This window comes from Chryseobacterium nakagawai (assembly GCF_900637665.1).
In the GTDB taxonomy this organism is placed as follows: Bacteria; Bacteroidota; Bacteroidia; order Flavobacteriales; family Weeksellaceae; genus Chryseobacterium; species Chryseobacterium nakagawai.
Genome location: NZ_LR134386.1, coordinates 2,763,267 through 2,778,120, shown reverse-complemented (window position 1 = coordinate 2,778,120; position 14,854 = coordinate 2,763,267). Strand labels below are relative to the sequence as shown.

15 protein-coding genes are annotated in these 14,854 nt (G+C 34.9%); 5 read left to right on the top strand and 10 right to left on the bottom strand.

Annotation, left to right across the window (positions count from 1 at the left end):
- The first annotated feature begins 20 nt into the window (after nt 1–20).
- Complete coding sequence (locus tag EL260_RS12585; RefSeq protein ID WP_123855685.1) at nt 21–869, top strand: universal stress protein; 849 nt, start codon at nt 21–23, stop codon at nt 867–869.
- Nucleotides 870–1,077: 208 nt separating this feature from the next.
- On the opposite strand, the gene EL260_RS12580 is transcribed toward EL260_RS12585, so the two are convergent.
- The 5 genes from EL260_RS12580 to EL260_RS12560 all read right to left on the bottom strand — a co-directional run bounded on the left by EL260_RS12580 (nt 1,078) and on the right by EL260_RS12560 (nt 7,318).
- The gene (locus EL260_RS12580; RefSeq protein ID WP_123855684.1) at nt 1,078–1,926 is read right to left on the bottom strand and encodes a cupin domain-containing protein; all 849 of its coding nucleotides are present in this window, start codon (nt 1,924–1,926) and stop codon (nt 1,078–1,080) included.
- A 5-nt stretch (nt 1,927–1,931) separates the two neighbouring features.
- Nucleotides 1,932–3,938: a GMC family oxidoreductase gene (locus EL260_RS12575; RefSeq protein ID WP_123855683.1), complete on the bottom strand. Its 2,007-nt coding sequence runs from the start codon at nt 3,936–3,938 to the stop codon at nt 1,932–1,934.
- A gap of 304 nt (nt 3,939–4,242) precedes the next feature.
- Complete coding sequence (locus EL260_RS12570; RefSeq protein WP_123855682.1) at nt 4,243–4,923, bottom strand: MarR family winged helix-turn-helix transcriptional regulator; 681 nt, start codon at nt 4,921–4,923, stop codon at nt 4,243–4,245.
- A gap of 64 nt (nt 4,924–4,987) precedes the next feature.
- On the bottom strand, nt 4,988–6,016 hold the full coding sequence (hemH, locus tag EL260_RS12565) for a ferrochelatase (protein WP_123855681.1): 1,029 nt from the start codon (nt 6,014–6,016) through the stop codon (nt 4,988–4,990).
- A gap of 18 nt (nt 6,017–6,034) precedes the next feature.
- Nucleotides 6,035–7,318 carry a cryptochrome/photolyase family protein gene (locus EL260_RS12560; protein WP_123855680.1) on the bottom strand — a complete coding sequence of 428 codons (1,284 nt, stop codon included), beginning with the start codon at nt 7,316–7,318 and terminating at the stop codon, nt 6,035–6,037.
- A 270-nt stretch (nt 7,319–7,588) separates the two neighbouring features.
- Here EL260_RS12560 and EL260_RS12555 point away from each other — a divergent pair, with 270 nt between their 5' ends.
- Together EL260_RS12555 and EL260_RS12550 are read left to right on the top strand one after the other, a co-directional pair.
- Entirely contained in the window at nt 7,589–8,644 is a 1,056-nt protein-coding gene (locus EL260_RS12555) for a hypothetical protein (RefSeq protein WP_123855679.1), read from the top strand.
- A 141-nt stretch (nt 8,645–8,785) separates the two neighbouring features.
- A complete protein-coding gene (locus EL260_RS12550) occupies nt 8,786–9,019 on the top strand; it encodes a hypothetical protein (RefSeq protein WP_123855678.1) in 234 nt (77 codons plus the stop codon).
- A gap of 1 nt (nt 9,020) precedes the next feature.
- On the opposite strand, the gene EL260_RS12545 is transcribed toward EL260_RS12550, so the two are convergent.
- Nucleotides 9,021–9,851 (bottom strand): AraC family transcriptional regulator, encoded by an 831-nt coding sequence (locus EL260_RS12545; protein ID WP_185145908.1) that lies wholly within the window; start codon nt 9,849–9,851, stop codon nt 9,021–9,023.
- A gap of 86 nt (nt 9,852–9,937) precedes the next feature.
- On the opposite strand from EL260_RS12545, the gene EL260_RS12540 reads away from it, so the two are divergent.
- Both EL260_RS12540 and EL260_RS12535 read left to right on the top strand, forming a co-directional pair.
- Nucleotides 9,938–10,894, top strand: coding sequence for an alpha/beta hydrolase (locus tag EL260_RS12540; RefSeq protein ID WP_185145907.1), 957 nt, complete (start codon nt 9,938–9,940; stop codon nt 10,892–10,894).
- Nucleotides 10,891–11,472 (top strand): NAD(P)H-dependent oxidoreductase, encoded by a 582-nt coding sequence (locus EL260_RS12535; RefSeq protein ID WP_123855676.1) that lies wholly within the window; start codon nt 10,891–10,893, stop codon nt 11,470–11,472. Before EL260_RS12540 ends, EL260_RS12535 begins: the two co-directional genes overlap by 4 nt.
- 4 nt (nt 11,473–11,476) lie before the next feature.
- Here the strand turns inward: EL260_RS12535 and EL260_RS12530 are convergent, their stop codons facing one another.
- From EL260_RS12530 to EL260_RS12515, 4 genes are all read right to left on the bottom strand, one after another.
- Complete coding sequence (locus tag EL260_RS12530; protein WP_123855675.1) at nt 11,477–12,433, bottom strand: hypothetical protein; 957 nt, start codon at nt 12,431–12,433, stop codon at nt 11,477–11,479.
- A 177-nt stretch (nt 12,434–12,610) separates the two neighbouring features.
- Nucleotides 12,611–13,375 (bottom strand): hypothetical protein, encoded by a 765-nt coding sequence (locus EL260_RS12525; protein ID WP_123855674.1) that lies wholly within the window; start codon nt 13,373–13,375, stop codon nt 12,611–12,613.
- Entirely contained in the window at nt 13,372–13,866 is a 495-nt protein-coding gene (locus EL260_RS12520; protein ID WP_123855673.1) for a MarR family winged helix-turn-helix transcriptional regulator, read from the bottom strand. Before EL260_RS12520 ends, EL260_RS12525 begins: the two co-directional genes overlap by 4 nt.
- A gap of 135 nt (nt 13,867–14,001) precedes the next feature.
- Nucleotides 14,002–14,847 carry an AraC family transcriptional regulator gene (locus EL260_RS12515; RefSeq protein WP_123855672.1) on the bottom strand — a complete coding sequence of 282 codons (846 nt, stop codon included), beginning with the start codon at nt 14,845–14,847 and terminating at the stop codon, nt 14,002–14,004.
- Nucleotides 14,848–14,854 lie beyond the last annotated feature (7 nt).

The window sequence follows — 14,854 nt, the reverse complement described above, 5'->3', positions numbered from 1 at the left end:
CAGGATTTAAAATAGATAACATGAAAACAATCCTTGTACCTATTGACTTTACATCAACTACAGAAAATGCTGTAAAAGTCGCCGCTGAGTGGGCAAAAAATTATAATTACCAAAACATTATTCTTTTAAAGATTGCCGGAGAATCTGAATTTGATTACCTGCATATTGCAGAAGGTCATTCATTCGTCAATGAAGAAAGTGTTAACAGCCTTTTAGAAAGAACAGAATTACGATTTGACCAGTTAAGCAAGATTGCTGCAGAGATTTCACCAGAGGTAAAAGTTTCCAGGCTTTTAAGCGATTGGGCTTTGACAAGAAGTATCAATGAAGTATTGAAAAATCAGCCGTCAATCGAAATGATCATTTTAGGAAGTGATGATTCCACTTCTTCCAATGAAAGTTTTGTTTCCGATAATATTATCAGTATAGCAAGAACAAGTCCTGTTAAAACCTTGATTGTTCCCAATAGCTATCAATATAACAGTGTTAACAATATTGTGATTCCTTGTGACGTGAATGGAATTAAAAAGCTTGAAAGGCTGTTTCAGCACAAATCAATTATACAGAAACAGGATCTACATTTATCATTCCTGAATATCAATACCAAAGAAAAAACGGAGATCAACCCTGATAAGAAGCAAGAACTGGAAGACTATATTCATCAGCATTTAACGGAAATCCCTAGCAGTATTTATTATTCTTATGATGAAAATGTGATCAACGGAATTTTGGCTTTTACGAATTCAAACCATACTGATCTTATTATTGCTCTACCAGGCAGACATAGCTTCCTTTATTATATGGCGAACAGAAGTATTTCTGAAGGACTTTATCAAAATACCCATTTACCTGTTTTGATTTTGAAATAGAATTTTGAGGTAAAGATCAGTTTTTGAAACCATCTTTAAGACAGCCGAAAGATAATAATGATAAAAAAATGGAATCCGTCTCACAACTAGTGAAACGGATTCTCTTTTTGTTTTCAACCTCCTTTCTGAAATGTATAATTCTTAACCCACACTTCCTCCGGGCAGGCTTCCTCATATTTCTTTTCAAAATGAGGTAAACTGTCATTATTTAAGAAAGTTCGTCTATTATAGCAATGTATTCCGGAAAAACTTGTTTCAAATGATCTAAAAAAGTTTTGCGCTCCTTGTCATCAACTGGTAAAGATGTACTGCATTCCTCATGAAAACCTGGTGCTAAGCTGCAACTGCTTAAATTAAAATCCTCATTTATGACTTTAGCTCCAAACCATGTATTTTTGGGGGCAATAGCTTGTAACCTTTCCCCTTTATTGGTATTCCGGCCTATCACTTTAACCGTTGCTGTCTTTTTCTCCAAATCGAAAATATAAATTTGCAATGCTGAACCATCATGAAAGAACCATTGCTCGTCCATCGTAAGCTTATGCAGCTTTAACTTTGGATGATTATCGATCAGAATAAAATTTAAAGAATAGGTGTTATCTTTGTCTGCTTCATGAGTATGGTCAATACCAAAATAACCTACGCGATCTACTAACTTAAGTCCCAAATCGTTAATCCAAGCTTCTTTAGTTTTCTGCAATGAGAAGTTAACAGTAGTACCCAAAATTTCAAATTCATTTATTGAACAACGCCATAAACCCTTTTGGGTAAGAATAGGCTGTTGCGATCCATTTGGTAACTCTATCACTTCGCGATGATTCAATAATGGGACACCTGATTTTCGTACAGCTTCATCATCCTTTACATGCTGTGCTCTATCATCAATTTTCCCTATAATATCAGAGACAGAACTTCCTACTAATTTCGCAAAGTTTTCATTACAAAATACAAATCTTGAATCAACATCTTTTACACAGGTATAGACACCATCCATATTTAATACAGGACTAGAATCCAGTCCTATTTCTACAAGTGTAGCAGTTTCGTTATTATCCATGGTGCTTAAAATCTAGATTGATCAATTAAAGAAAGAACCTCATCAGGCTCAGTATGTTTATCATTAACTTGCTTTTCTTTACCATTAATAGGCTTACGTGCTTCTTTCGCAGCAATTCTTTTATCAGCTAATTGTAATGCCATTGCTGTCATGGTCAAAGTAGGATTCCAGGCACCACTCTGTGCCCATAGTGACGCACCTGTTATAAATAAATTAGATACAGGATTCTTTTTATTTATCAGTTGATAATTTAAATTGACTACAGCCTCAATCCCATTTTCATTTTCTATAGGTAATGTAGAACCTTCATGCACCATTGCCGGAACATGCGGGTAAGGAGTACGTGCTTCTTTCTTTACCCATGTGTTTTGCATGGTGTAGCGCTTCGCTAATTCGCCATCCGAATATGCGCCTGAGAGAGACTCTTGATAATAGTTCAAATCACTATACCAGTATTGAAGTTCATCAAATAAGTAATCAAGAATATCATAGGTTGCTTTCCCCATATCATCCCATGTTTCTTTATCTTTCGGACTCGGATTACAGCGCAATACGCTCGCAGTTGTGGCGTCATGATCTTTATTGGCATGGAAAGATGCGTCTTCATTATGAATATCTAATTCCCCCAGAATAGCACACACTAATATCACATGCTTTTCTGAGTCTGCCAATTGTTCCGGAGAAGCTGTAGATACAACATCCGGCATATAGCGCATAGCCAGTTCTTTATTCTTATCCGGATGAGGATCATGAATAATAGATAATTGAATATGAAACTGCTGACCATTTTTCGCAAAAAAAGGCAGGTAGATTGCACCCATCTGTAAATTCTCATTTTCTGAAATAGAATCGTCTCCTAAAAGCTTTAAAAATTTACTTTTTTCTATTCTAGCAGTTATTGCAGAAATCGTATGCGCTGTGAAATGCTGACCAGCTAATTTATGATCGAATGATTTCTGAATCAGCGTTGCAGGTGGCATAGCTCCGGTTGCTACTATCAATTCTGCATCATTCAATGCAATGGTACCCCTTGTTGTTAATAAGCCATAAGCTTTATTATCTTCATTTAAAATCTCTTCTACGACACACTCTGTAACAATATGCAGCCTGTTTGGATACATATTATTTCTTTCTTTTCGTTTTTTTTCAGTAATAGGATCTTTTGCAGTGCCAAATGCAGTACTGTCTACCAAGTTCAGAATAGCTGTTGGAGTAGAGAATTTATTAAAATCAATACCTTTATTCTCACCATCACCACAAGCCAAGGATGCGTATTCAACCTTCATAAGCTCAGCGCCTGTAGGATTCTTATCCTTCGAAGAGTTAAACTTATCTTTTTGATCACTAAATTTATTGTAAATAGCTTTTTGCAATACTCCATATTCTGGTAATTTCAATTTACTCAAACTGTCTACCAAATCCAACCCTTTTAAATTTACAGAGAAAGGTAATCTATTGGACTTATGAACATGTAATAAATCAGCGGCTTCTTCAAAATAAGATTTTTCACCATTTTTTTCCGTTAGAGAATTAAATAAGACTTTAGACCATTTAGCAACTTGACGTTTTTCAGGTTGTGGGCACCAAGCGCTCCATAAGAAACTTCTCCCACCAAAATAAGGTAACATACCATGCTGTGTTACACGATAAGGTGCCTTTTCAAGCATCGTAGATTGAGATAAGCTCCAAGGGAAAGTTTCAGAGATTGGCCCAACTAATTTCTTATAGCTAGCCCCTAAATTCTGAAAATGTGTGGGTAATAAGAAGCCTCCTCTCTCGATCATTAGAATTGTAGCTTCTTTGTCTTTTTCCAAAATTCTTTTAGCGAAGGCATATCCACAGAATCCCGAACCTATAATGATATAATCGTAAGAATTATTTTCTTTTGCTTCTTTCCATTGACCTTCTGTCAAGAAATAAGCGTGATTCATGATGTCCTGAATATCAGGCCGCTGAGGACCTGGAGTTGGATACCCATTACCTAGGTTTTTAGATGATGCAAAATTTCCCATAGTTATTAGTTTATTTTAAGAATTATCATGGGATAAAAATAATACGTTCAAAACGATATGAATTAAGTATTTATACCTAATTATGATATTAATATTATATATATAATTAATAATTTATGCAAAATGAACATCATACATATTGTAACTATTTCTCCACTATCAAACAAATGCCTGCACCTTCATTGTTGATTTATTATCAAAAAATATCGCCAACTGAACCCAGTTAGCGATTTATTTAGTAAATTAATTAAGTCTTTTTAATGTAGTTTATCTCCAGAAAAAATTCAGAGAGAAATTTCTGATATTATGCTTCTTTAAATGAATACTCATCATACACTGTATTGATAAGTTGATCAGTATCAATGTTCCTAGAAAAAATAGGATAATGAAACTGATCCAGTTTATTCAAAATACGTATAAGATTCATTTTTTCGCTATGGTTAAGATTTCCTGCAACAATATGAGTAGCCTGACGAATTTTTTCCATTTGTTTTTCCAAAATAATCAGGCCTCGTTCAGAAATACGTATTAATTTACTTCGTTTGTCTATATCAGAATCCATCTGCTCAATAAGTCCCTGACGCAATAGTCTTGCAATAATAAGCATCCCTACGGGCTTATCCTGAATATTTTTCTTGATCAGAGCCATCTTGGTCATTTCTCCGAAAGCTTTCAAATTGATTAAATAAATAAAATCTTCCTGAGTAGAAAATTCAGAATCTGAAATCGCAGATTTTGAATAGGTTTTCGCATATCGGTTAAGATGAACAAGCAATGTACTTATGGCACTTTCCGGTGTTCTTCCATTCTCCTTCCCTTCCCAGTAAGGTTCTTCCGGGTGATCTTTTTTGCCCGCATTCTCCTTATCAGAAATCCATGCTTTAAAACCCTGAATAGTTCCCGGGTACAGATCAGGACAAGCTCGGACTTCCGTTTCAAAATCCTGCAACAAGTCTATGAAATCTTTAATAAGCGTATAATTCATTCGTTTCAGATAGTCTACAAAAATACCTAATTTTTTAAAGAATAATGACAATATATACTCAAAACTATACTAAATAGAATTGATTAAGCTGCTCTTCACAAAGAACCCGAATGACTTCAATCCAACGGTCTTCATCATTCAGACAGGAAATATAGGTGAAATTTTCACCACCAGATTCCAGAAATGATTCTTTTCCTTCAACGGAAATTTCTTCCAGGGTTTCAAGACAATCTGAAACAAATGCCGGACAAACAATAGCAAGATTTTTAATTCCTTTGCCGGGTATCGTTTCTAATGTATGATCTGTATAGGGCTCTATCCACTTATCTTTTCCTAATCTGGACTGAAAAGAAACAATGACTTTACCTTTTGGCAATCCTAGTTTTTTGATCACTCGTTCAGTGGTATTAAAACATTGATGACGATAGCAAAACGAATGACTGGGATGGGTATCTTTATGGCAACAGTCATTCATATTACAGGTTTTTGTGGGGTCTGTTTTATAAATATGCCGTTCAGGAACCCCATGATAAGAAAACAGTAAGGCATCAAAATCTTGAGGAAGCTTCTCTCGGATACTTTCCGTCAAACAATCAGTATACAGATCCCGGTTATAAAAGGGCTGAATATAATTGATCTTTACATGAGGAAATATTTTCTTTCTGATCTCTTCAGCTTTTTCAATAACTGTTTCTGTAGTGCTCATTGCATATTGTGGGTAAAGGGGAAACAATACAATTTCCGTAATTCCTTTTTCAACAAGGTTCCTGATCCCTGTTTCAATACTTGGCTCTGCATATCTCATTCCGATCTCTACCGGTATATCCACTAGCTTTTGTAACTTTTGCTGTATCTTTTTCGTGATAACAATAAGCGGAGACCCTTCATCTGTCCATACAGTTTTATAAGCTTCCGCTGATTTTGCTGGTCTGGTTTTTAAAATAATTCCACGAACCAAAAGTGCCCGGAAAATCCATCGATAATCAATGACCTTTTCATCCATCAGGAATTCATCAAGATATTCTTTTACATCTTCTACCGCCGTTGATCTTGGAGAGCCAAGATTGATTAATAAAATTCCTTTTTTAGCCAATTTTTTCTATTTTATTTGTTATTCTGCTAATGCCTCTTTATAAACCTTCAATGCTCGTTCTCTGGCATTTGTATGATCTACGATAGGTTCTTCGATATAATCTACAGGAAGCCACTTCCTAATATACTGAGTGTCTTTATCAAACTTTTTCGTCTGTTCATAGGGATTGAATATTCTGAAATAAGGAGCTGCATCACATCCACATCCTGCAGCCCATTGCCAATTCCCGTTATTGGCAGCCAGGTCATAATCTAATAGTTTTTCAGCAAAATAGGCTTCTCCCCAACGCCAATCAATAAGCAGATGTTTGGTAAGAAAACTTGCTGTAATCATTCTTACCCTGTTGTGCATAAATCCGGTTTCATTAAGTTCTCTCATTCCGGCATCCACAATTGGATATCCTGTTTTACCTTCACACCATGCCTTAAATTCATCTTCATCATTCCTCCAGGGGATATTCTCATATTTCTTTTTAAAACACTGATGTACAACACTTGGATAATGATACAGAATCTGCATGAAAAACTCTCTCCAGATCAGCTCATTAAGCCAGACTTCACTATGTTTAACAGCATATTGTACACATTTTCTGATGGAAATGGTTCCAAAACGAAGTGCGATCCCTAGATGAGTAGTACGATCCATGGCAGGAAAATCCCTGTAATTACCATATGAATCTATGATATCTGCATCCAGTTTAGGTTTTATGAATTTAAGATCTGTTTCCTCAAATCCAATTTCTTTCAATGAAATAATTTCTGAAATTTCTTCATCATTTGCAAAATGATCCCAGTTTGTACTAAAGGTTTCTATCGTTGTTAAGTTTTCCTTCCATTTCTTTGAATAGGGAGTAAAAACAGTATATGGAGAAAGATCACTTTTAAGAATATTATTCTTTTCAAATATGACCTGATCTTTAAAATCTCTAAAATAGATATGATGTTTTGATAATAGATCAGCTACCTGACGGTCCCGTTGTAAGGCCTGTGGTTCATAATCTCTGTTACAAAAGACCGTATCAATAGTAAAATCTTCTGCTAATTTTCTAAAAATATCTATTGGACTACCATAATAGACACGAAGCCCACTGTTATGTTTCTTTAGCTCTTGATGAATCTGTTGTAAAGCCTGATGGATATAATCAACCCTTCTGTCATTTTTATTCTGAAGCTTACTGAGTATCTCTGTATCAAAAATAAAAATCGGAATCACCTTTAATCCAGTATTAAGTGCGTGATGAAGCCCTATATTATCTTCCAGCCTAAGGTCTCTTCTGAACCAAAAAATATTCATCCTATTCATGAAACATCTTTAAAAATATAAATATTTGTTAATTAAAATAAAACACAAATATACTATTTAAAAATATAAAAGAACATTAATAAACTAAATAAATCTAAAAACACACTTAAAAGAAAAATATTATTCTGAGATTAATAAAAGATAAAAAATTCAAACTATACTTTATATATCCTGGATTCGAATTATGTTAAGTTTTTTAGATACATAAATTATCCTCTTGTATAGAATAGTTGACAAATATACCTTTGCATAAACGAATGCGTTCCTTTTATGAAATTATTTCTACTTACAACTCTCCATCTTTCTCCCCTAATGCTTTGCCAGGTAGGAATCAATACAGATCACCCAAAAGCAAGCCTTCATATTGAAAGTCCAGCCAACACTCTTGTTAAAGGTCTTATTATTCCCGGTATCACGTCTTTGGAAGCCTATACTATGCCTGTAACAGAAGAACACAACACCATGCTGGTATACATTAAAGATGGCAGTAAAAATACAGCATCTGAGAAGATGAAATATGTTTATTATCCTGGATATTACTATTGGAATCAAAGTTCCTGGATCCCTTTATCTTCAGCATTGGTACAGACAAAAGGATCTATACAAAATGATGAGTACTCTTCTGCATTTCGTTTATTTAAAAATATAAACAGTTCAAATTATGGTGCACTTGGAAACAATGCGGTTGATTTATCATATGCCTACACATCTTCCAATAGAGGAGCGACAGGAATTAACAGCTTTGCTACTGGTATTATGAATATTTCTTCAGGAGAAAGATCAGCAGTTTTTGGTGGCTTTAATACCGCTTCGGGAAGCAATTCTATGTCCTGGGGCGGCAACCTCATCAGTCAGATTGGAAATACGGCATCAGGAAGCAATTCCACAGCATGGGGATTACAAACACAGGCAAGCGGAGTTTTATCCACGGCCTTTGGAAATAAAACAAGAGCCTATAGTGGCTATGAAACCACCTTCGGTGCCTATAATACATCCTATATTCCAATCGCAGAAAAATATGACAACCAGTTTACGGAAGCGTATCAGAACAGCAACCGGCTTTTGGTAATAGGAAATGGAATCAGTGGAATAGGCAATGACGCATTTACTATATTAAAGAATGGAAAAATTGGGATAGGGATCAATAATTTTGAGACAACAGCCAGTGATTCAAAAGTACAAGTGAAAGGTTCCATTAAAATAAATGCAGAAAACTCAACATTAGGGACTAATACCTGTAATACTGCCAATCTTGGTAAAATTATTTTTGTAGAAGATAACTTCTATGGCTGTAAATCTACAGGGTGGGTAATTTTAAATTCGTAATGATGTAGAAATGGCTTATGCTTGCAGTGAACAATAATAAGATCGTATCTTTACCTCATGAAAACTAATCTTAAGCTGAAGTTCACATTAAGCTTACCTTCATTTTCAGAATTTTACTCACATCGATATATACAGAAATAAATGGAAGAATTTCAATTACCCGTAACCTATAAAGGTCAAGAGCAGCTTTTCAATGTAAAACTGGCAACATTCACCTATGGTTATAAATTCTATGTAGACGTGAATGGCCATGAAGTTGTTTTTGAGCGCGATGACGAAGGTAATATGCGGGCGATGATACAAGACCTCTCGTCAGATTCCAACGTAGAAAAAGGACTTATTGAAGCAATTATGGAAGTCTTTACTGCTCTTTAACCTAAGCTACTTCAAGTCGATACGCTTTAAGGCTTTTTCCTTTATGTCTTTTAAAGAATTTGTTGATGTGGCTTTCATCTGCAAATCCGAACTCATCTGCAATTTCGTGAACTCTTTTATCACTGAAACGCAGTCTATGCTCTATCAGCCGGATTTTGTAGGAAGAAATATATTGCTGAATAGACTCGTTACACTGTTTACGGAAGTAACTACCAAGATAAGTTGAAGATAATCCAAACTCATTGGCAATGGCCTCTACTTTCAGAAGTCTGGGCTGGCGTATATTTTCCTGAATATAATCCAGAATCTGAAGAATACGAACATCGGCATTGGATGAGATATTCTGTGGTTTGATCACCGCTATATTCCTTGCCGCAATCACAATAATAGCATTCACCAAATGACGGGTAAGGTCTTCATTATATACAGATTCATGTTGTATTGCCTGCTGTAGGTTCTGAATGAGCAGACTCATCATTTTTTTATCCTCATTATTAACAAGTAATGAACCAGACAAGTGAGAAGCGTAATACAAAAGACATTCAATATGGTCTATACTTTTCCATTGATATTCTTTGATGTAGTTTTCACCAAAACGAACCACCATAAATTCACAGATTCCATTGAGCTCAAATCCATGACAATCATTGGGAGTAATTAAAAAGAGATCTCCTTCAGCATAAGCAATTGTATTCTCATTGACGGTATGCGCTCCAATGCCGGAAATCACATACACCAGTTCAAAAAAATTGAATTGCCTGTCTTTTAACGGACACTGATCTATTTTTTCATAAAAAACTTCAAGGGATTGGTGTATATTTTCTCTTGCCATACGACAAAGGTACCTAAATAAGCTTTAAATATACCTGTTTTCACCCATTTTATCAGTCTATTTTTGCGATATAAAATTTATCTATAATGCAAGAAAAAATAGATCCGGAACTTTTGAAAGCTGTTATTCACAGTCCATTTAATCAAATTGATTATGAATATTTAATGGCCAGTCATCCGGCAAAGATCAAGGAAGAAGAAATGAAGATAATGATGCTGGAAGAATCATTGCCCATCCCTTTATCGCTTTCTGTAGAGAACATCCATATTCCTTCTTATGAATCACAAAGAGACATCAGATTGAGAATTTACAGACCAAAGGGAAAGCAAAATTTACCGGTACTCCTCTATTTCCACGGCGGCGCTTTTATCTATGGGACTCCGGAACAATATGATTTTATCTTTTATCGATTGGCATTAGATATTGATATGATTATTGTGTCTGTGGACTATCGGCTAGCTCCCGAACATCCATTCCCAGCGGCTATGGAAGATGGCTATGATGCTTTATTATGGGTATCTGAATCTGCTGATCACATTGGTGGAAACAAAAACGAAATAATGATTGGCGGAAGCAGTGCCGGAGCTACGATTGCCGCTTCAATAACTCATTGGGCAAGAGACAGGAAAGAAGTGAACATTAGACATCAATATTTATTGTATCCGCCAACGGACAACCTTTTGAAAACCTCATCAATGGAGGAGTTAGCAAATGCTCCTATGCAAACTAAAAACGCTGCTGAATGGATGTGGCAACATTATCTACAGCATAAAACGGAATATCCGCCTCAATACTCGGTTCCTTTACGGGAAAAGAATTTTAAAAATCTTCCTGAAGCTACCATCATTGTATGCGAACTGGATCCATTGAAAGATGAAGGCAAGAAATACGCAAAAAAATTACAGAATGCAGGAATTTCAGCTAATCTCATGGAAATTGGAGGTGCTGTACATGCTTTTGATTTCTTTCCTTGTCAGCTATCTGAAGCTTTCTACAAACAACAGATCAAATTATTTAAGCATCTTTTAACTCAAAAATCATGAAAAAAATTGTCGTTATTAACGGGCATCCGAATCAAAACAGCTTTAATTCTGTCATTGCAGAGTCTTATATCAATTCCGCTATAACTTCCGGTGCTGAGGTACGGTATATTGCCATTGGAAAACTTAATTTCAATCCTAACCTGCAATTTGGTTACCAACAAAGAATGGAACTGGAACCCGATCTTGTAAAAGCTCTGGAAGATATTCAATGGAGTGAGCATCAGGTATGGATACACCCTGTTTGGTGGTTAGGCATGCCTGCTGTAATGAAGGGATTCTTTGACAGAGCATTTCTTCCGGGAATTGTTTTTAAAACGAACAAAAAAGGAAGCAGTGAAGGACTGTTAAATGCAAAATCTGCAAGAATCATCACAACTGCAGGAGATTTATCTCTCAAAGCATATGAAGAAGAATATCAGTCGAGCGGACTTATTCAACTAAAAAAAGGAATTCTGGAGTACTGTGGTATCTCTTCCATTCAAGATAATTTTATAGGACCATTGTATGAACTAACTGAGAATCAAAGAAAAGAATGGCTAGACACAATCACACGATTTGCCGCCACGGATTCTTTATAAAATATTAATAGACTTCCAGGTCCTTCGTTCCTTTAGGACGATAGAGATAAAGGGTAATGTAAGTTGTTGTTACATTATCCTTTCCTTTTCTTTTAAAATGACCCCAAAGCACTGATTTTCCATTATCAATCTTCTGCAGGCATACGATTTTGCCATCTGCATAAAAGGTCATTTTATAATCTTCTATTGGCTTTACATCAAAAGATGTGATATCAGTATTGGTTCTGAATACATAATCATTCCATCTATGTTTTATCTCATCAGGTAATAGATATAACTGTTTAGCTGCTCTTTTTTCTCTGTTATAATATATAGCAGCTAATGCACTCCAGGAACCATTCCTGTAAATATCTCTTATCTTATTGTATTGAGCAACTACTTCCTGTTCAATAGCCTGTAATTTATCTTTATCATCGGTGAGTAAAACCTCCGCATTCTCAAGAGTTTCTATATGATAAGGAATATCAGCAAAGAAAGTAAATGAGTCTTCAAAAGATGGGCTATTTCCAAGCTTCTTTTTTGAAGTTGAATATTTTCTCACTTCGTTTTCTTCAGGATTCCCCGTCTGGTTTTTGAATGATTTTACAATCTTTAACTGTATTTCTGAATTAGGGGACAGCAATGATTCTAACGCTTTCTGATCTGGGTTAAATCCTGGAGTCATTTTAATCGTGATCTTTTGATTTCCTTTTTTAAAGATCCCTTCATTTAGCTGAAAATAAGAGCCTGTCAGGCCATTTCCTGAATCGTCATTATATTTTATTACAGGAATATCATTAATTAAAACTTCAAAAGAACAATTCTTGCTATGAATGTACGCTCCATAACGAGGTCCTTCCTCAACATGCCTGTCTTTCTGAGTTATAGTAAGAATATTTTGATGAGATACAACAGATTCATTTCTTTTCTCGCCATACATTGATAAAGAAAATAGTAAACCTGATACAATATATTTTTTCATATTTTTTTGCTTTATCTCATATACAGCTTTTGCAATGAGATTTTTCACGATAATGAGTTCAATCGTTAAAATTAAGAATAATCATTTCCTTATTATGATAAAAATAAGATAATTTTTTGTCTGATATATCTATATCAGACAAAAATCTTACAGATAACACCACGACAAGATGTTATCTTATTCAAAAACTACATAATTTACCTTATCTACTCCGGTATTACCGGTTTTCTCATGATAAGCATATAATGTAAGTTCATAATTTCCCGGAGTATTGAGGGTATGGTTTCCTTCAAATAGATTCGTAGACACCCAAGACATGTCAATATTCTTAACAAATTTTCCGTCTTTTTTAAGAATTCCTTTTACTTCAATCTCATCAGAATTCCAGACTCCGCCCTTTTCAATCACGCATCCGCACATCATTACAATATTCGCCTGAAACACAAAAGGTTTGTCTTTAATGGTATTTAATGCAATATACTGATGGGTTCTTGGCTTTAAAATATCAATAATATAGCCGGGAATTTCAAGAATAATTCCTTCTCCTAAAATATTTTTTCCCGGAATCAGCCATAATTCAGTACTTACCACAGCCTGTGCCTGTCTGTTATTTAAAGGGGAAATTACTTCTATGGTAATAAATGTAGGTTCATCAATATCAATGGTTGCTACAAACCCTCCTGTTTGATCGTCAGTAATGGAATGGCCTCTCGTTTTAGGTGTTTTCATTATCAGATCAGTATTTCCGGTGCTTCCGGTCGTTTTTCCTTCTGATAAAATTCGTTGATTTAGTTTATTTCGGACAATGATATGAGCGCCCCCCAATGAACTTCCGATAAATTTAGCATCCTTAGCTTTTGCTCTTATCATCACTTTAGTTTCGGTGGCAGAAATCACAAGGTTAGAAAAAAGTAATGCGGTAATGAGAAAAAATAGTTTCATGATTGTATTGTTTTTAAGTATTCCCGTTTGAAGCGATCGTGGAAAGATTCATCTTTTAATTCCTGATCTATAGTGTTGAGGTAAGAAAGGATAGATAAATCTTCTGATAATAATTTTAAAATGGCCTTTTCACAGCTGTCCCAAACGTGTTCCAATTTGGGCAGCATCTCCATAGCTTTAGGAGATAATGAAATCATTTGTTTACGTTTATCTTCCTTATCTTTTTTAATCATCAGATACCCCTTTTCTGTCATTTTCTTTACAATAACTACTACAGAAGGATGAGAATATCCCAAGGGTTCTGCAATATCTGTAATGGAAATCTCTCCTTTCTTTTGTAACAACATAAAAACAAGATACCAGTTAGGCTCCACATCAATTCCAAACTCTTTGTAAAACTTTCTGACATCATGAGACATCCGGTCACTGATTCTTTTTAACCTACTGTCTAATGCTTTGTATCCTAATTCTTTAATAAAATCAAAATCCATTTTAAAAATCTTTGATGTAAATATATAAAAATACATAGTTAACTATATAGTTAACTATGTTAATATTACAAAAAAATTAAAATTTAATAAATCAACACCTTACAAAAGCAAAGAAATTGTTTTTAGAAGAGCCTTCTATTTATTCATCTTTCTATATTCACCGGGAGTAATACCTCTATACTTTTTAAAGAGCTTGGAAAGATGACTCTCATCACTAAACTGTAGCTCATAAGCGATCTCACTCAGTCTTATACTGCTGTATTTCAAATAAGTTTCCACCAGTTTGAGTCGATAATCCAGTAAATAATCCTGATAGGAAATTCCAGTCTGTTGTTTAAAATATTCCCCGAAATAATTTCCGGAAATCCCAAAATGCTCTGCAATCGTTTGAATTCCGGTCTTTTCCCTATCTTTTATATGCTTTTGAATATAGGCAATGATCTTCATAATAGAAAAAGCCTTTCTATTCTCCTGCAAATCTGAAGTTTCGCTTTGAATGATATTTCTGGCTATAAGATTAAGCAGAATTGAAATGCAGTTACGAATGATGAGATAATCCTCTGCCTTGTTTCTGAATTCAAAAGCAATCTGCTTAATCAATGCCTTCGCAAAATCTTCATCATTCGTATTACGGAATACGCACCCGGCACGGGCATGATAGTTATTGCTGATATATTGCAACTTGTAAAGGTTTTCACAACTTTCAATGCGATCTGCTTCAAGGCGGATCTTATCAATAAACTCAATAGGACATTCTATGGCAATTACCTCAGCATTTTCACTTTCAAAACGGTAAGATTCCTGTTGAAGAATAATAAAAAGCTTCCCTTCTGTAAAATCAATATAACGATCATCATACAGCAGATTTCCTTTTCCCTTTACAATATAAACAAATGAAAGAAAAGAGGTTGTCTTAAAAACAGTTTCTCCTTTTAGCTTTGTTTCTTTCACTTTAATCCCTTCAAGATGGAGTCCTTTCATCTGTGCA